The sequence below is a fragment of the Agrobacterium sp. CG160-95 genome, from assembly GCF_053521725.1.
The window spans coordinates 66522-82319 of record NZ_JBNWDU010000004.1 but is presented as its reverse complement, the minus strand read 5'-3'; the positions used below and the strand labels follow the sequence as shown (position 1 = coordinate 82319).

Sequence of the window (15798 nt, the reverse complement as noted above, 5' to 3'; positions counted from 1 at the left end):
GGGAGAGCCATTTTGAAAATCGGGACGCCTAAGGAATTATATGATGGCGAGGCGCGCGTCGGCATGACGCCCGACAGCGCGCAAGGCCTGCAGAAACTCGGATATGATTGCATCCTCGAAACAGGCGCGGGCAAGGCGGCGGGATTTTCCGACGACGCCTATCGCGCAGCCGGTGTCACCATCGTCGATAGCGCCGATGCGCTTTATACCGGTGCCGACATCATCGCCAAGGTTCGTCCGCCGGAAACGTCGGAGATTGATCGCCTGTCTTCGGACAAGACGCTGATCTCGTTCTTCTATCCCGCACAGAACAAGGACCTTCTGGAGCAGGCGAAGGAAAAGGGCGCAAATGTCATCGCCATGGACATGGTGCCGCGCATTTCCCGCGCCCAGAAAATGGACGCGCTGTCCTCCATGGCCAACATCGCGGGTTATCGCGCCGTCATTGAGGCCGGCAATAATTTCGGCCGCTTCTTCACCGGTCAGGTAACTGCCGCCGGCAAGGTGCCGCCCGCCAAGGTGCTGGTCATCGGTGCCGGCGTTGCCGGTCTTGCCGCCATCGGCACGGCAACCTCGCTTGGCGCCATTACCTATGCCTTCGACGTGCGCCCGGAAGTGGCCGAACAGATCGAATCCATGGGCGCCGAATTCGTCTATCTCGATTTCGCCGACCAGAGCCAGGATGGCGCAGCGACCGGCGGTTACGCCGCCCCCTCCTCGCCGGAATTCCGCGAAAAGCAGCTTGAGAAATTCCGCGAGCTGGCGCCGCAGATCGATATCGTCATCACCACGGCGCTGATCCCCGGCCGTGACGCCCCGAAACTGTGGCTGGCCGACATGGTGGCGGCAATGAAGCCGGGTTCGGTCATCATCGATCTCGCCGCCGAGCGCGGCGGCAATTGCGATCTCACGGTGCCCGACCAGCGCGTCGTCTCGGACAATGGCGTCATCGTCATCGGCTATACGGATTTCCCGAGCCGCATGGCCACGCAGGCCTCAACGCTCTATTCCACCAACATCCGTCACATGATGACCGACCTGACGCCCGCAAAGGACGGTAAGGTCGTTCACAACATGGAAGACGACGTCATCCGCGGTGCGACCGTCACCTATCAGGGCGACATCACCTTTCCGCCACCGCCACCGAAGATCCAGGCCATCGCCGCGCAGAAACCCAAGGAACGAGCAAAAGAGCTTACGCCTGAGGAAAAGCACGCCAAGGAACGGGCCGAGTTCAAGGCGCAGACGAAAAGCCAGGTCGGTCTGCTCGTCATCGGTACGGCGGCCCTGCTTCTCGTCGGCCTTTACGCGCCGGCAAGCTTCATGAGCCATTTCATCGTCTTCGTGCTCGCTTGCTTTATCGGCTTCTCCGTCATCTGGAATGTCAGCCACTCGCTGCACACGCCGCTGATGGCGGTGACGAACGCGATTTCCGGCATCGTCATTATCGGCGCGCTGCTGCAGATCGGTTCCGGCAACTGGCTGGTGGTGATCCTTGCCTCACTTTCCGTCCTGATCGCGACGATCAACATCGTCGGCGGTTTCCTCGTGACACGGCGCATGCTCGCCATGTTCCAGAAGTCCTGAGCCGTGTAGGGGACACATAATGACCATTGGTATCGTTTCCGCGGCCTATGTTGCCGCAGCCGTTCTATTCATCCTCTCTCTCGGTGGTCTTTCCGGGCAGGAAAGCGCCAAGCGCGCCGTCTGGTACGGCATAACAGGCATGGGTCTTGCCATTGTCGCCACGGTCTTCGGACCTGATGTCGGCAACTGGTTCATCGTACTTCTGATGCTGGCGGGTGGCGCCGTTCTCGGCTACTTCGTCGCAAACCGCGTGCAGATGACCGAGATGCCGCAGCTTGTTGCAGCACTTCACTCCTTTGTCGGTCTGGCCGCCGTCTTCATCGGCTTCAACGCCCATATCGAGGAAGCGCATGTCGCCTCGCTCGATGAGACGGCGCGCTCCCTGTTGACAGGCTTTTCCGCCCTCCTCGCCCACAAGACGCCGGTAGAACTGGCAATCATGAAGGTCGAGGTCTTCCTCGGCGTCTTCATCGGCGCCGTCACCTTCACCGGTTCCGTCGTCGCCTTCGGCAAGCTTGCCGGCAAGGTGGACGGCAAGGCGAAGAAGCTTCCGGGCGGACACGTCCTCAATGCCGGTGCCGCGATCCTGTCGCTCGTCCTGCTCATCATGTATTGCAACGGTGCTGGCGCATGGACGCTGGTGCTGATGACGCTTGCCGCCTTCTTCATCGGCTATCACCTGATCATGGGTATCGGCGGCGCAGACATGCCTGTCGTCGTCTCGATGCTGAACAGCTATTCCGGCTGGGCGGCGGCGGCCATCGGCTTCACGCTCGGCAACGATCTCCTGATCGTTACCGGTGCGCTTGTCGGCTCCTCGGGTGCGATCCTGTCCTACATCATGTGCAAGGCCATGAACCGCTCCTTCATCTCGGTCATCCTCGGCGGCTTCGGCGGCACGACGGGTCCGGCGATGGAAATCGAGGGCGAGCAGGTGGCAATCGATGCCGAAGGCGTGGCATCAGCGCTGAACGACGCTGACAGCGTCATCATCGTGCCCGGTTACGGCATGGCGGTGGCACAGGCACAACAGGCCGTTTCCGAACTGACCCGCAAGCTGCGCGCCGACGGCAAGACCGTGCGTTTCGCCATCCACCCGGTTGCGGGTCGTCTTCCCGGTCACATGAACGTGCTGCTCGCCGAAGCAAAGGTGCCCTACGACATCGTGCTGGAAATGGACGAGATCAACGACGATTTCCCCAATACCGACGTCGTCATCGTCATCGGCTCCAACGACATCGTCAACCCGGCGGCACAGGACGATCCCAACTCGCCCATCGCCGGCATGCCGGTTCTGGAAGTATGGAAATCCAAACTGGTCATCGTTTCCAAGCGCGGCCAGGGCACGGGTTACTCCGGCATCGAGAACCCGCTGTTCTACAAGGACAACACCCGCATGTTCTACGGCGATGCGAAGAAGTCGATCAACGATCTTTTGCCGCTGATCAAGTGATGAAAAAGGGCGTTTCCGGGAGACCGGAAACGCCCTTCTTACAGATGGGAACGCGAACGTTTCTTCCGTCATGCCGGACTTGATCCGGCATCCAGCCACGGCGCGTCCGCGCCGTAAAAGAGTCTCTCGCGATCAAAGACTTGATCGCACTGGACCCCGGATCAGGTCCGGGGTGACGCTGTGCGGATGCTACGGCCCCGCCACACGAAACTTTATCGATAGACCGCTCTCAAAGCACCCGGTAACGCCGGTTGAAATACATCAGTGCTTCGTCGCCCTCATTGATCTTCATATCGACGACATCGCAGATCAGGATATCGTGCGTGCCGCCATCATGTGCCTCGCGAATGCGGCAATCGAAGGAGACCAGTGCGTCTTCCAGAACAGGCGAGCCGGTTTCGAGCACGCCCCAGCTTCCGGCAGCGAAACGTTCTTCCGCCGGTGTCTTGCCGCCGAACAGGGTGCTTAGTACCTCGTGCTTGGAAGCAAGCGTGTTGACGCAGATGACGCCATTGCCCTTCACCACATTATAAGCGGAAGAGCCGCGGTTGAGGCAGACGAGAAGCGTGGGCGGATTGTCGGAAACGCTGCAAACGGCCGTCGCTGCAAATCCCGCACGGCCTGCCGCACCGTCCGTGGTGACGATGTTGACTGCCGCACCGAGCCGCGCCATGGCATTTCTATAATCGAGGCTGCGTTCCTGTGCAGTCTTCGTCTCCATTTCCGCTTCCTTTTCAAGAGACATCATCCGCATCTAAACCATCCTTCCTTAACAGGCCCTCAAGCCAGAACACAGGCGTCTTCGAACGCAAGTCGCGGCAGGCGGCCGAACAGCTTCGACGGATCGCCGTAACCAAGATTGATGAGGAAATTGGATTTCCACGTCGTACCCGCAAAAAATGCCGCATCCACCTTGCCCTTGTCGAAACCGGACATGGCTCCGGTATCAAGCCCGAGCGCGCGGGCGGCAAGAATGAGATAACCGGCTTGCAGCGTGGCATTGCGGAATGCCGTTTCCTCGGCCATCGCCGCACTGGAGGTGAACCAGGAACGCGCATCGGCATGGGGAAACAGCACCGGCAGCTTTTCGTAAAATTCGCTGTCGATGGCAGCGATGACCGTGACGGGTGCTGCCATGGTCTTTTCCAGATTGCCCGAAGAAAGCGCCGGCCTCAATTTTTCCTTGGCTTCCGGGCTGCGTACGAACACGAAACGCGCCGGCGAGCAATTGGCCGAAGTCGGCCCCATCTTCGTCAGGTCATAAAGCGCTGTCAGCGTCTCATCCCCGATCGGCTTGTCCATCCAGCCATTGTGGGTGCGTGCCTCGGTGAAAAGTGTTGCCAATGCAGCGTCGTCCAATGCTCTCGTCATTTTACTCTCAAATCCCGTCAGAATGTTTGTGTTGCCGGTAGCAGAAACTGCAAAAGCCGCGCGTTGAAAAGGTCAGAATCGGTGATATTGACCGCATGCGCTCCGAAATCGAGAAGGCAAAGCTCGCTTTGCGGCAAACCCTCCACAAGACGCAGCGACCGGGTATAGGGCACCAGAAGATCGTCCTTGGTCGCCACTACCAGAACCGGATTGCCGATCTCGCCGAGGCGCGCGTCGATATCAAATGCCCGGAGCGCCGCGATGCGCCGAAGCACATTCGCCCTGCCCTGAAAATGCGCGACGCCATGCGCATCGTCACGTGCCAGCCGCTCCTGATGCTCTGACATCCAGGCCGCCGGATAAAGAAACAGCGGCTGGGCTTTCACGAAAGCCTCGACACCGGATTTTTCCAGAAGCTCGATCCGCACATCGAAGCAGCGCCCGGAATGCGGATCGGCCTTGCTCCAGGCATTGATAAGAACAAGCCTGTCGATGAGGCCGGGCTTGCGAAGCGCGATATCAAGTCCGATCAGACCGCCAAGCGCATGGCCCATGAAGTGAAATTTTTCGAGGTTCAGGGCCGAGACGATCTCCAGCACATCATCGGCCATCGCCGATATGCCGCCATCTGCCGGCACCTCGCCGCCGGTCCGGCCAGTTCCGTGATGGTCATAGGTAACGATCCGGAAATGGCTGGAAAGGGCCTCGATCTGCGGCGCCCAATAGGCGCCCGATCCACCCAGCCCCGATGACAGCAGGATAGTGGGCGCCTCAGGCTCGGCCCGGCCATGAACCTCGAAATGCATCATTTTGCCGTTTCGCCTTACTTGCCGATATGTGCGACGGTGGCGATTTCCACCAGTGCATCAGGCTTTACGAGGCCGCACTGGATGCAATAACGCGCGGGCTTGTCGCCGGGGAAATATTCGGCATAGACCGTGTTCACGGCCTGGTAATTCGCCCAGTCGGTGATGAAGATGTGGTTCATCGTCACGTCCTCCATCGTGCCGCCGGCGGTCTCAATAACGGATTTGATGGTTTCCAGAACATGGCGTGTCTGGGCGCTGGCATCGCCCACATGCACGACATTATTGTCCTTGTCGAACGGCAGCGTACCGGAAACGTAAACCACGCCATCGGCAAGGGTTCCCGGCGAAAAAGGGGCGATGGGTTTGCTTGTACCGGCAGGCACGACGATCTTCTTCGGCATTTCATTCTCCTCTTTGTGTTTGGGGATCAATCCCTGACGGGTGCGGCCTGCGAGATGACGCCGCAGAAATCATTGACGGTCGCCACCCAGCCGAAAAATTTCTCGACATTATAGACCGTCGCCTGCTGGATGTAGTCCGGGCCCAGATGATGCGTGGCATCCTCCAGCATCACCCCGAAATATTCGAGATGGAAAGCGTCGCGCAGCGAGCTTTCGACGCAGACATTGGTGGCGATGCCGACGAACACCAGATTGCGGATGCCGCGGGCACGCAGGACGCTGTCCATATTGGTGTTAAAGAAACCGCTGTAACGCGTCTTCGGCACCAGAATGTCGCCGGGCTGCGGCTGCAGCTCGTCGACAATGGCGTAATCCCATGTGCCCTTGGCCAACAGCTGGCCCTGCAATTCAGGCCTTTTGCGCATTGTTTTCAGCGCGTTGGACTTGTGCCAGTTGGGCGAACCCGGCCCACCGGCCTCGACATAATCCTTGTCCCAGCCATTCTGAAAATAAATGACCTGAACACCTGCCGCCCGCGCTGCATCCAGCGTCTTCTTGATGTTGGCGATGGTGCCCTTGGCGCCGGAAATATCGAACCCGGCAAGATCGACGTAACCGCCCTCGGTCGAATAGGCGTTCTGCATGTCGACCACGACAACGGCGGTCTCGCTGGGCTTGAGGGTAATCGGCTCCGGCCTTGCGGGAAGCGTCACACTTTCCGAACGGCTTTCCGGCCCCTTGTAACCCGCCACGACGGCTTCACTCATTCCGCTGCCTCCAGTTCGGCCAGCACATGCTGGCGGCTCTTCATCAGCGGCTGTACATATTTGCCGAATTTTTCGACGCCTTCGAGAAAATCGTCAAAGGTCAGCATCACGCCACCCGTTCCCGGCACTTCGCTCATTTCATCCAGCATCGCCGCTACTTCCTCATAGGAGCCAATTAGCGTTCCCATGTTGATGTTGACGGCCGAGACGGGATTGGACATGTGCCGGACATTGGTATCAGAGCCGGACTTGGTGTCGACAGAACTCTGCAGGCCGAGCCACTTGATCGCGTCCTCATCCGCGCCCGCCTTGTAATGCTCCCACTTCGCCCAGGCATCCTCGGATTTTTCTTCCGCGAGGATCATGGTCAGCACGACGGATTTAACCTCGCGACCAGACTTTTCCGTTGCCGCCAGAAGTCGCTCGTTGGTGGGTGCAAAAGCCTTTGGCGTATTGACGCCGACGCCGAAGCAGAAGCTGTAATCGGCGAATTTGGCAGAGAACGCCATGCCGGAATTGGAGGAACCAGCGCAGATGAGCTTCACATCCCCCTGCGGCACCGGCTTCATGCGGCAATCATCCATCTGGAAGAACTTGCCCTTGAAGTCCGACTGCCCTTCCGTCAGTAGTTCCTTCAGCACGGAGGTATATTCGCCGAGATATTCATAGCGATCACCGAAATAATCGTCGCCCGGCCATAGCCCCATCTGGCTGTATTCAGGACGCTGCCAGCCGGTAATAAGGTTGATGCCGAAACGCCCGCCGGAAATGGAATCGATCGTCGTCGCCATGCGCGCAACGATGGCCGGCGGCATGACAAGCGTGGCGGCGGTGCCGAACAGCTTGATCTTGGAGGTCACGGCGGCGAGGCCCGCCATTAGGGTGAAGGATTCCAGATTATAATCCCAGAACTCGGTCTTGCCGCCAAAGCCGCGCAGCTTGATCATCGACAGCGCGAAATCGAAGCCGTACTTTTCCGCCTTCAGCGTGATTTCCTTGTTCAGGTCGAAGCTTGGCTTGTATTGCGGCGCGTTCTCGGAAAGGAGCCACCCATTATTCCCGATCGGTATAAAAACACCAACTTCCATCTTGCTGTTCCCTTTTTTGGCATCAGGCGTTTTCCTGATTTGAAGAAAGAGTAGCAGGTTCCGTGCCAGACGAAAAAAAATAATTTTATCAATTGGATAATTTTTTGGAGGCGAATTTCTTTTTACCAAAAGATAAAAATTTTATCATTTGGTAAATTAATATGCCTGTTTATTCGGCAAATATCGAACGCAATGTGCGGGAAATGAGCGGCTCTCACAATGGTTCTGAAGCGTTGCACGACAGCCGAAAACCACTCCTCCGTCACGCCGGACTTGATCCTGTATCCAGCCGCGGCCCGTCCGCGCCGCCAATAGAGCTCCACGCGATCAAGCACTTGATCGCACTAGACCCCGGACCAAGCCCGGGGTGACGGCGTGAGGATGCTAAGACGAGGTCAGTACGAATGTGCAACGAGGCATTTCAAGCGCTGTGAAGACAACCAGCGACAAGCTATGCCAAAACTTCAACCGAGGCGTTGCTGCGCGTAGGCATGCACGGCCCTGAAGGCGGCTTCGGCGCCAGCGACGACCCGCTCCTCTTCTTCGATGGTCAGCGAAATTTCATCGAGCGCGGCCGTAAAGGTACGCCAATGCAGGCCGCGCCCTTCCGGAGCGCCGGCCAGATGGCGCGCGCCGAATTCTTCGGTGAGGCCAAGCTTGGCTGCGTCTTTCAGAAGGAAAGCCGCGCCGAGATTCGAGCCTTCGACTACATAAAGCCAGCCCATGGCCTCAGGTAGATCGAACGGCGTTTCGCTGGTAAAGCGCGGCTCGTTTGTTTCAGGAATGGCGTGTCCCAGATCGGCAAGGTCCTGCTCTATCATGGAGAGACGGCGACGACCCTTAAGATCAGGCAGCAGGCCATCAAGCGTTTCATTGGAGAAAAACGCATCGAGGTCGCGATGGAAAAGATATTGCGTTTCCACGAATTTGCCGAAGTTCTCCCGGCTCTCGAACGGCTTCGCTGCCATGATGAAGGTATCGAGACCACCATGCGCGCCACGCGTGGCAGCCCTCAGGCGCTTCACGCGGCTCTGCTCGATCTCTTCCACAGGCGCTGATGGCTCCACAATGGTCATGACGCTTCCCTTTATCCCATATTCAGATTGCCTGATAAAAATCTTTACTTAAACAGTCAAATTTATTTTAGCATTTTTCCTGTGCATCGCTAAAAAATGGCATTCTCGTAAACCGGTGTAGACATTCCATGCCCCCACCGGGCGCAACACAGATCCTGAGGCAGCTTTAGAAGCCAATCCCCCCCATTCCAGCCTCCCGAACAATCATTCTGTAATTACCGCTTTACAACTAACATGTCAGTGTGCCATCAATCTGCAGCCATCTTGGAGGAGCATCTTAATTGACCCAGAAATTCGGCCTTTCGGCAGCACTGACGACCCCTTTCAAAACTGACGGAACCGTCGATACAGACGCCATGATCGCGCATGCCCGCCGTTGCCTTGCAAATGGTTGCGACAGCGTGACACTCTTCGGCACCACCGGCGAGGGATGCTCCGTCGGCAGCCGCGAACGGCAGGTCATTCTCTCCCGCTTCATCGAGGCGGGCATTGCGCCTTCCCGTCTGGTCACCGGCGTTCTCGTGGATTCCATCGAGGATGCAGCCGACCAGTCCGCCGAGGCCCTGAACGCAGGTGCCCGCAATATTCTTCTCGCCCCACCATCCTATTTCAAGAATGTCAGCGATGACGGCTTGTTTGCCTGGTTCTCGGCGGTTTTCGAAAAGATCGGCAAGGGCGCGCGCGACATTCTCGTCTATAACATCCCTTCCGTGACCATGGTAACACTGTCGGTCGAACTGGTGGGGCGGCTGAGACAAGCGTTTCCGGGCATCGTCACCGGCGTGAAGGACTCCTCAGGCAACTGGAGCCACACAGAGCGCCTGCTGAAAGAACACGGCGATCTCGCCATTCTGATCGGCGATGAGCGTGATCTGGCCAAGGGCGTTCGCCTGGGCGGTCAGGGAGCCATCTCCGGCGTTGCCAATTTCCTGACGCAGGAAGTCCGCGCCATGGCCGTTGACGGCAAGGACGATGCGCGCATCGTCGATCTTGTTGTGGAACTTCTGAAATTTCCGGTTACGCCCGCCGTCAAGGTGCTGGTATCACACACGACAGGGGAAAATATCTGGTCTGACGTGCGCGCGCCGCTCGTTGCCATTTCACCGGAGGGCCGGCGGCAGATCGAAGGCGCTTTCGACGCGCTGTTTCGCAAACAGGCCGCCTGAACAGACCTTGAAAGGTTGAGCATGGACGATACCGGCGAACAGACATTGCGGGAACGGGCGTATGAAAGCTTTACGCATCACCTTCTCTCGCGCGACGTTCGCCCTGGGCAATTCATCTCGCAACGCCGCCTCGTGGAATTGACGGGTCTGCCGCTGGGCGCGATCCGGGAAGCAATTCCACGGCTGGAGGCGGAAGGTCTGATCAAGACCGTGCCGCAGCGGGGATTGCAGGTCGCCCATATCGACATCAACCTCATCCGCGAGGCGTTCCAGTTCCGCATCTTTCTCGAGAAGGAGGCCGTGGCGCTCTTTACGCGTTCGGCCTCGGACGAGACTATCGCCAAGCTGTTGAAACAGCACCGCGATATCGTCGAGGCGACGGAAAACGGTGGGGAATCGCCGGAGCTGGACCAGCACGCGCAGCAGGTGGACTGGGGCATGCACGACGCCTTCATCGATAGTCTCGGCAATTCGATCATCTCGAACGCCTACAGGGTCAATTCCATCAAGATGCGCCTCATCAATCAGGAGCGCTTTCGCATCGCAGGCCATGTCAAATCGGTGATGAAAGAACACCTCGCCATTCTCGAAGCCATTGAGAAGCGATCTGTCGAAGACGCCGTGGAGCGGCTGACCGCCCATATCCGCAACGCAAGGGACAGGGCGCTGGCAGTATAGGGCAGTTCCGGTAGGGCAGAAAAAAGGTCCTGCCGGAATTGCATGAAAATAAGCAACAAGCCGGAGGTGAGGAGAATTTCCGGCTAACTGGAGGAGAACTGATATGACGCATTCATTGCTCAACCCCACGCGTCGCGCCTTTCTGGCAGGCACGGCAGCGATCGGTGGCAGCGCGGTGCTCGGCATCCGCCCCGCATCGGCGGCGGTGAACTGGAAAAAACACGCCGGCACCACGCTTGAAGTCAACCTGGTCAAAAGCCCGCGCAGCGAAACGCTGATCAAATATCTGGGCGAATTCGAGGAACTGACCGGCATCAAGGTCAATGCCGAAGCAACGCCTGAACAGCAGCAGCGCCAGAAGGTGGTAATCGAGCTTTCCTCCGGCAAGCCAAGCTTCGACGTTGTGCATCTGAGCTACCACGTGCAGAAGCGACAGTTCGAAAAGGGCAAGTGGCTGGCCGATATAAGCGGCTTCCTGAAGGACCCGTCGCTGACCGATCCGTCCCTTGTCGAAAAGGATTTCGCCGAAGCCGGCATGCTGTTTGCCAAGGATAGCGACGGCGTGCTGCGCTCGCTGCCATTCTCGGTGGATTACTGGATCGTCTACTGGAACAAGGAACTCTTCGAAGCCAAGGGCCTGAAATACCCTGAGACCTTCGAGGAACTGGTGACGGCAGCGGAAAAGATCACCGATCCCGCAACCAACACCTACGGTTTCGTCGCCCGCGGCCTGAAAAATGCCAACACCCCGGTCTGGACTTCGTTGATGCTGGGTTACGGCGCAAAGCCGATCGGCGCGGACGGAAAGGTCGACACCGAATCCAAGGAAGCGGTCGAGGCAGCGAAACTCTATCAACGCTTGATGACCAAAGCCGCCCCTCCCGGCGTTTCCGGCTTCAACTGGGCCGAAGCGCAGTCTGCCTTCCTTCAGGGCAAGATCGGCATGTGGTTCGATGGCGTCGGTTTTGCACCGCCGATCGAAAACCCGGAAAAATCCCGCGTTGTCGGCAAGGTCGGTTACGGTGTCATGCCGAAGGGCCCGGCAGTACAGGCGGCCGGCACCTTCGGCGATGGCCTCGGTGTCGTCGAAGCCAGCAGCAAGAAGGAAGCGGCCTACCTCTTCTGCCAATGGGCGATTTCGCACGACATGGGCGCGCGCCTGTTGCAGGCGGGTGCAGGCGTTCCGTTCCGCCAGTCCATCCTCGAAGACCAGAAGGTGCGTGAGGGCGTGAAGATGCCGGCCGCCTGGCTGGATGCGGTCGTCGGTTCCGGCAAGGTCTCGCAGCTTGCCCTGCCGGTCATCATTCCGGTCACGGAATTCCGCGACATCTACGGCGTCGGCCTCACCAACATGATCGGCGGCGCCGACCCGGCAGCTGAGCTGAAAAAAGCGACGGAACAGTTCGCACCCGTTCTGGCGCGTAGCGAGGGATAATGGCCTCCGTGAGCATCGAAAACACCAAAACAAGCGTCAGCCGGAAAGAAAGGAGCAGGCCCGCAAGGCTTGCTCCCAACTACTGGCCTTTCGTCATACCGGCACTTGTCGTCATCTCGGCGGTGATCGTTTTTCCGTGGGTCTTCACCCTGTGGATGAGCGTGCATCGCTGGACGCTCGGACAGGAGCAGAGCTTTATCGGTTTCGATAACTATATAAGGCTCGCAAGCGACGTGAGGTTCTGGGAATCGCTCTGGCACACCCTCATCTATACCGTGCTGTCGGTCGTCGCTCCGCTGTTTCTGGGAACATTGGCGGCGCTGGTTTTCGATGCGCAGTTTCCGCTGCGCGGTTTTCTGCGCGGCGTGTTCGTGATGCCGATGATGGCGACCCCGGTCGCCATCGCGCTCGTCTGGACCATGATGTTCCACCCGCAGCTCGGCGTTCTGAACTATCTCTTGTCCTTCATCCATATCGGACCGCTGGAATGGATCTACAACCAGTCCACCGTCATCCCCTCGCTGGTGCTGGTGGAAACCTGGCAGTGGACGCCGCTCGTCATGCTGATCGTGCTCGGCGGACTGGCTGCAGTACCCCGCGAACCCTATGAGAGCGCCGAAATCGACGGTGCCAACGCTTGGCAGAAGTTTCGTTACCTGACCATGCCGATGATCGCGCCGTTCCTGATGATCGCCGTCATCATCCGTTCCATCGATGCCGTCAAAAGCTTCGACATCATCTACGCGATGACGCAGGGCGGCCCTGGCACGGCCTCGGAAACCATCAACATCTACCTCTACAACACGGCGTTTTCCTACTACGACATCGGTTACGGCTCGGCCATGGCCGTCGTCTTCTTCATCATCATCGTAGCGCTGTCCTTTGTACTTTTGATGGTGCGCCAGCGTGCGCAATGGAACGAGATGGAGGATCGCTGATGGCTCGCCAATTGCTCAAACGTAAAAACCTCGACCGCATCGGCCTGTTTTTCGTGGCGCTGGTGATGATTTCGCCTGTCATCCTGTTCTTCATCTGGATGATTTCGCTATCGCTGAAATATGAAATCGACAACGGCGCCTATCCGCCGATCCTCATCCCCGAGCGTTTCGCATGGTCGAACTATGTGAAGGTGTTCGAGGAGAATAATTTCTTCCTCTATTTCTGGAATTCGGTGCTCGTCACCGGTGCGGCCACCATTCTGGCGCTGGTGATCGGCGTGCCTGCCGGTTACGGCATCGCCCGGCTGAAGGCGGAAAAGTCGGCTGTCGTCATCATGATCGCCCGCATGACGCCCGGCCTCTCCTTCCTCATTCCGCTATTCCTGCTGTTCCAATGGCTGAACCTGCTCGGCACGCTCTGGCCGCAGATCATCATCCATCTCGTGGTGACGGTTCCGATCGTGGTCTGGATCATGATCGGTTATTTCGAAACCACGCCGAAGGAACTGGAAGAAGCGGCAAGCATCGATGGCGCATCCTCCTGGCAGGTGTTCCGGCTGGTGGCGTTGCCGATTGCCAAGCCCGGCATCGTCGTCTCCTTCATTCTGGCGGTCATCTTCTCGTGGAATAACTTCGTCTTCGGCATCGTGCTGGCCAGCCGTGAAACGCGCACCCTGCCGGTGGCGGTCTACAACATGCTGTCCTTCGAACAGGTGAGCTGGGGACCGCTTGCCGCAGCCGCGCTGATCGTGACGCTGCCGGTGCTGCTGCTCACCATGTTCGCGCAGAAACAGATCGTGGCGGGCCTGACCGCCGGCGCCGTCAAGGGCGGCTGAATCAACCAATTAAAAATACGGGAACCAAAAACATGGCACCGGTCAATATTCTAAACGTCCAGAAGCGCTTCGGCGCGGTCAACATCATCCATGGCATCGATATCGATATCAAGGATGGCGAATTCGTCGTGCTGGTCGGCCCTTCCGGCTGCGGCAAATCCACCCTGCTGCGCATGATTGCGGGGCTTGAGGAAGTCAGCGACGGCGAAATCCACATCGGCGCGCGTGAGGTGAGCAACCTGCCCGCCCGTGACCGCGACATCGCCATGGTCTTCCAGAACTACGCCCTTTATCCGCACATGACGGTGAAGGATAATATGGGCTTCGCGCTGAAGCTGAAGAAGGTGAGCGCCGACGAAACCAAGGCCAAGGTCGACAAGGCCGCCGCCATTCTGGGGCTGGACAAGCTGCTGGACCGTTATCCGCGCCAGCTTTCCGGCGGCCAGCGCCAGCGTGTGGCCATGGGACGCGCGCTGGTGCGCGATCCGCAGGTCTTCCTGTTTGACGAACCACTGTCTAACCTCGACGCCAAGCTGCGCGTGCAGATGCGCGGCGAGATCAAGGCCATGCATCAGCGCATCGGCACCACCACCATCTACGTCACCCACGACCAGGTGGAAGCCATGACCATGGCCGACAAGATCGTGGTGCTGCATGACGGCGTGATCGAGCAGATCGGCGCGCCGCTCGAGCTTTACGACCGCCCGGCCAACCTCTTCGTTGCCGGTTTCATCGGTTCGCCTGCGATGAACTTCATTCGTGGACGCGTCGAAGAAGGCGTGTTCCGCACCGTGAAGGGCTTAAGCCTTCCCCTGCCCGCCAACAGCGACATTGCCGCACTGGGCGGTCGCGACCTCGTCTACGGCGTGCGCCCGGAACATATCCGTGCAGCAAGCGGCGGTATCGAAGGCCGGGTCGAACTGGTCGAAGGCACCGGTTCGGAAATCTATGCCAAGCTGAACTGCAAGGGCGACGAGATCGCCTGCCTGTTCCGCGAGCGGCTGGACGTGAGGTTCGGCGATACGATCCATATCGCCATCGACCCGGAAATGGTTCACCTTTTCGACAAGGCAACCGGCAAGCGCATCTAAGGCGCATGCCGAGTAAAATTGCGTAAGACAAAGACATAGGGTGACGGGCATGGACAGCCAACACGAGAGCCGCAAACATGTGCTGTGCGTGGGTGCAGCCGTGCTCGACACCCTGTTTCGCGTCCATGACATGCCAAAGGGCGAAGGCAAGGTCCTGCCCTACGAAATGTTGCAGATCGCCGAGGGCATGGCATCCAGCGCAGCCTATGCGGTGCACCGCATGGGCGGGCGCGCCAGCCTTTGGGGTGCGGTGGGCGACGACGAGACCGGCACCCGTATCCTGCGCGATCTCGCCGAAAGCGGTATCGACACCACAGGTATGACAGTCGCCGCCGGCGCACGCTCCGCACTCTCCACGATCATTATCGATGATCGCGGCGAGCGGCTGATCGTGCCTTTTTATGATCACAGGCTGCATGAGAAAAAGCGCTCCTGCACACCAGCGGACCTCGCCGCTTACGACGCCGTGCTGGTGGATGTGCGCTGGCCGGAACTGGCGCGCGATGTTCTTGATGTGGCACGCACGCTCGGCAAACACGCCATTCTCGACGGCGACGTCGCGCCGGTCGAAACCCTCGAAAAGCTCGCACCCGCCGCAACCCACATCGTTTTTTCCGAACCCGCCGCCGCCCGGCTGACGGGGCTTGAGACGGTAGAGGACATGCTGCCGGTGCTGCACGCCCGCTACACGCAAACCTTCATCGCCGTCACCGCCGGACCGGCAGGCTGCTGGTGGACGGAAGCTGGCGATCCCACTGTCCATTTTCAGGAAACGATGCAGGTCAAGGCGGTGGATACGCTGGCGGCAGGCGACATTTTCCACGGCACCTTTGCGCTGGCGATAGCCGAAGGCATGGAAAGCCGCGCGGCCATCCGGCTCTCCTCCGTTGCGGCTGCACTGAAATGCACCGTCTTCGGTGGTCGCATCGGGGCGCCCACACGCGAAGAGACCGAGGAAGCCATGCGGCAATGGCTGGAGCGGGAGCGTGAACGGGGACCGGCGCTACGCGCCTTCTGAGCGCATCCATTGCCCGCATAAAACTATTCCATTTTTGCGATGCCGTTTCCCGGCGAACTAGGCTAACGTCAAGTCAGAGCAAAG

16 protein-coding genes are annotated in these 15798 nt (G+C 58.9%); 9 read left to right on the top strand and 7 right to left on the bottom strand.

Going from position 1 to position 15798, the window contains the following annotated elements; genetic code table 11:
• Nucleotides 1–12: 12 nt before the first annotated feature.
• Nucleotides 13–1587: a Re/Si-specific NAD(P)(+) transhydrogenase subunit alpha gene (locus ACQZ63_RS14740; protein ID WP_003514084.1), complete on the top strand. Its 1575-nt coding sequence runs from the start codon at nt 13–15 to the stop codon at nt 1585–1587.
• A 19-nt stretch (nt 1588–1606) separates the two neighbouring features.
• Nucleotides 1607–3040 carry an NAD(P)(+) transhydrogenase (Re/Si-specific) subunit beta gene (locus ACQZ63_RS14735; RefSeq protein WP_003514086.1) on the top strand — a complete coding sequence of 478 codons (1434 nt, stop codon included), beginning with the start codon at nt 1607–1609 and terminating at the stop codon, nt 3038–3040.
• 229 nt (nt 3041–3269) lie between these two features.
• On the opposite strand, the gene rutF is transcribed toward ACQZ63_RS14735, so the two are convergent.
• From rutF to ACQZ63_RS14700, 7 genes are all read right to left on the bottom strand, one after another.
• Entirely contained in the window at nt 3270–3794 is a 525-nt protein-coding gene (rutF, locus tag ACQZ63_RS14730; RefSeq protein WP_003514088.1) for an NADH-dependent FMN reductase RutF, read from the bottom strand.
• A 26-nt stretch (nt 3795–3820) separates the two neighbouring features.
• Nucleotides 3821–4411, bottom strand: coding sequence for a malonic semialdehyde reductase (locus tag ACQZ63_RS14725; RefSeq protein WP_019565064.1), 591 nt, complete (start codon nt 4409–4411; stop codon nt 3821–3823).
• Nucleotides 4412–4428: 17 nt separating this feature from the next.
• Entirely contained in the window at nt 4429–5220 is a 792-nt protein-coding gene (gene rutD, locus ACQZ63_RS14720) for a pyrimidine utilization protein D (protein WP_162763604.1), read from the bottom strand.
• Nucleotides 5221–5234: 14 nt separating this feature from the next.
• Nucleotides 5235–5621, bottom strand: a complete 387-nt coding sequence (rutC, locus tag ACQZ63_RS14715) for a pyrimidine utilization protein C (protein WP_003492069.1) — start codon at nt 5619–5621, stop codon at nt 5235–5237.
• A gap of 26 nt (nt 5622–5647) precedes the next feature.
• Nucleotides 5648–6388 carry a pyrimidine utilization protein B gene (gene rutB / locus ACQZ63_RS14710; protein WP_003514094.1) on the bottom strand — a complete coding sequence of 247 codons (741 nt, stop codon included), beginning with the start codon at nt 6386–6388 and terminating at the stop codon, nt 5648–5650.
• Nucleotides 6385–7476: a pyrimidine utilization protein A gene (gene rutA / locus ACQZ63_RS14705; protein ID WP_003504013.1), complete on the bottom strand. Its 1092-nt coding sequence runs from the start codon at nt 7474–7476 to the stop codon at nt 6385–6387. Before rutA ends, rutB begins: the two co-directional genes overlap by 4 nt.
• 464 nt (nt 7477–7940) lie before the next feature.
• Nucleotides 7941–8552 (bottom strand): biliverdin-producing heme oxygenase, encoded by a 612-nt coding sequence (locus tag ACQZ63_RS14700; protein WP_003514096.1) that lies wholly within the window; start codon nt 8550–8552, stop codon nt 7941–7943.
• A gap of 281 nt (nt 8553–8833) precedes the next feature.
• On the opposite strand from ACQZ63_RS14700, the gene ACQZ63_RS14695 reads away from it, so the two are divergent.
• The 7 genes from ACQZ63_RS14695 (at nt 8834) to ACQZ63_RS14665 (ending at nt 15714) form a co-directional block, all read left to right on the top strand.
• On the top strand, nt 8834–9718 hold the full coding sequence (locus tag ACQZ63_RS14695; protein ID WP_003504010.1) for a dihydrodipicolinate synthase family protein: 885 nt from the start codon (nt 8834–8836) through the stop codon (nt 9716–9718).
• 21 nt (nt 9719–9739) lie between these two features.
• Complete coding sequence (locus tag ACQZ63_RS14690) at nt 9740–10396, top strand: GntR family transcriptional regulator (RefSeq protein WP_003504009.1); 657 nt, start codon at nt 9740–9742, stop codon at nt 10394–10396.
• A gap of 103 nt (nt 10397–10499) precedes the next feature.
• Nucleotides 10500–11831, top strand: coding sequence for an ABC transporter substrate-binding protein (locus ACQZ63_RS14685; RefSeq protein WP_003514099.1), 1332 nt, complete (start codon nt 10500–10502; stop codon nt 11829–11831).
• Nucleotides 11831–12769: a carbohydrate ABC transporter permease gene (locus ACQZ63_RS14680; RefSeq protein ID WP_111790586.1), complete on the top strand. Its 939-nt coding sequence runs from the start codon at nt 11831–11833 to the stop codon at nt 12767–12769. The genes ACQZ63_RS14685 and ACQZ63_RS14680 overlap by 1 nt, the downstream gene beginning before the upstream one ends.
• Nucleotides 12769–13605 carry a carbohydrate ABC transporter permease gene (locus ACQZ63_RS14675; RefSeq protein ID WP_003504003.1) on the top strand — a complete coding sequence of 279 codons (837 nt, stop codon included), beginning with the start codon at nt 12769–12771 and terminating at the stop codon, nt 13603–13605. Before ACQZ63_RS14680 ends, ACQZ63_RS14675 begins: the two co-directional genes overlap by 1 nt.
• 32 nt (nt 13606–13637) lie before the next feature.
• Entirely contained in the window at nt 13638–14696 is a 1059-nt protein-coding gene (locus ACQZ63_RS14670) for an ABC transporter ATP-binding protein (protein WP_013636780.1), read from the top strand.
• Between the two features lie 49 nt (nt 14697–14745).
• Nucleotides 14746–15714: a sugar kinase gene (locus tag ACQZ63_RS14665; RefSeq protein WP_448799307.1), complete on the top strand. Its 969-nt coding sequence runs from the start codon at nt 14746–14748 to the stop codon at nt 15712–15714.
• The last annotated feature ends 84 nt before the right edge of the window (nt 15715–15798 follow it).

What these genes read in the sequence shown, in the direction of transcription:
- ACQZ63_RS14735 (WP_003514086.1), top strand. Translation starts at nt 1,607, where the DNA reads ATGACCATTGGTATCGTTTCCGCGGCCTATGTTGCCGCAGCCGTTCTA.
- rutF (WP_003514088.1), bottom strand. Translation starts at nt 3,794, where the DNA reads ATGCGGATGATGTCTCTTGAAAAGGAAGCGGAAATGGAGACGAAGACT.
- ACQZ63_RS14725 (WP_019565064.1), bottom strand. Translation starts at nt 4,411, where the DNA reads ATGACGAGAGCATTGGACGACGCTGCATTGGCAACACTTTTCACCGAG.
- rutD (WP_162763604.1), bottom strand. Translation starts at nt 5,220, where the DNA reads ATGATGCATTTCGAGGTTCATGGCCGGGCCGAGCCTGAGGCGCCCACT.
- rutC (WP_003492069.1), bottom strand. Translation starts at nt 5,621, where the DNA reads ATGCCGAAGAAGATCGTCGTGCCTGCCGGTACAAGCAAACCCATCGCC.
- rutB (WP_003514094.1), bottom strand. Translation starts at nt 6,388, where the DNA reads ATGAGTGAAGCCGTCGTGGCGGGTTACAAGGGGCCGGAAAGCCGTTCG.
- rutA (WP_003504013.1), bottom strand. Translation starts at nt 7,476, where the DNA reads ATGGAAGTTGGTGTTTTTATACCGATCGGGAATAATGGGTGGCTCCTT.
- ACQZ63_RS14700 (WP_003514096.1), bottom strand. Translation starts at nt 8,552, where the DNA reads ATGACCATTGTGGAGCCATCAGCGCCTGTGGAAGAGATCGAGCAGAGC.
- ACQZ63_RS14690 (WP_003504009.1), top strand. Translation starts at nt 9,740, where the DNA reads ATGGACGATACCGGCGAACAGACATTGCGGGAACGGGCGTATGAAAGC.
- ACQZ63_RS14685 (WP_003514099.1), top strand. Translation starts at nt 10,500, where the DNA reads ATGACGCATTCATTGCTCAACCCCACGCGTCGCGCCTTTCTGGCAGGC.
- ACQZ63_RS14680 (WP_111790586.1), top strand. Translation starts at nt 11,831, where the DNA reads ATGGCCTCCGTGAGCATCGAAAACACCAAAACAAGCGTCAGCCGGAAA.
- ACQZ63_RS14675 (WP_003504003.1), top strand. Translation starts at nt 12,769, where the DNA reads ATGGCTCGCCAATTGCTCAAACGTAAAAACCTCGACCGCATCGGCCTG.
- ACQZ63_RS14670 (WP_013636780.1), top strand. Translation starts at nt 13,638, where the DNA reads ATGGCACCGGTCAATATTCTAAACGTCCAGAAGCGCTTCGGCGCGGTC.
- ACQZ63_RS14665 (WP_448799307.1), top strand. Translation starts at nt 14,746, where the DNA reads ATGGACAGCCAACACGAGAGCCGCAAACATGTGCTGTGCGTGGGTGCA.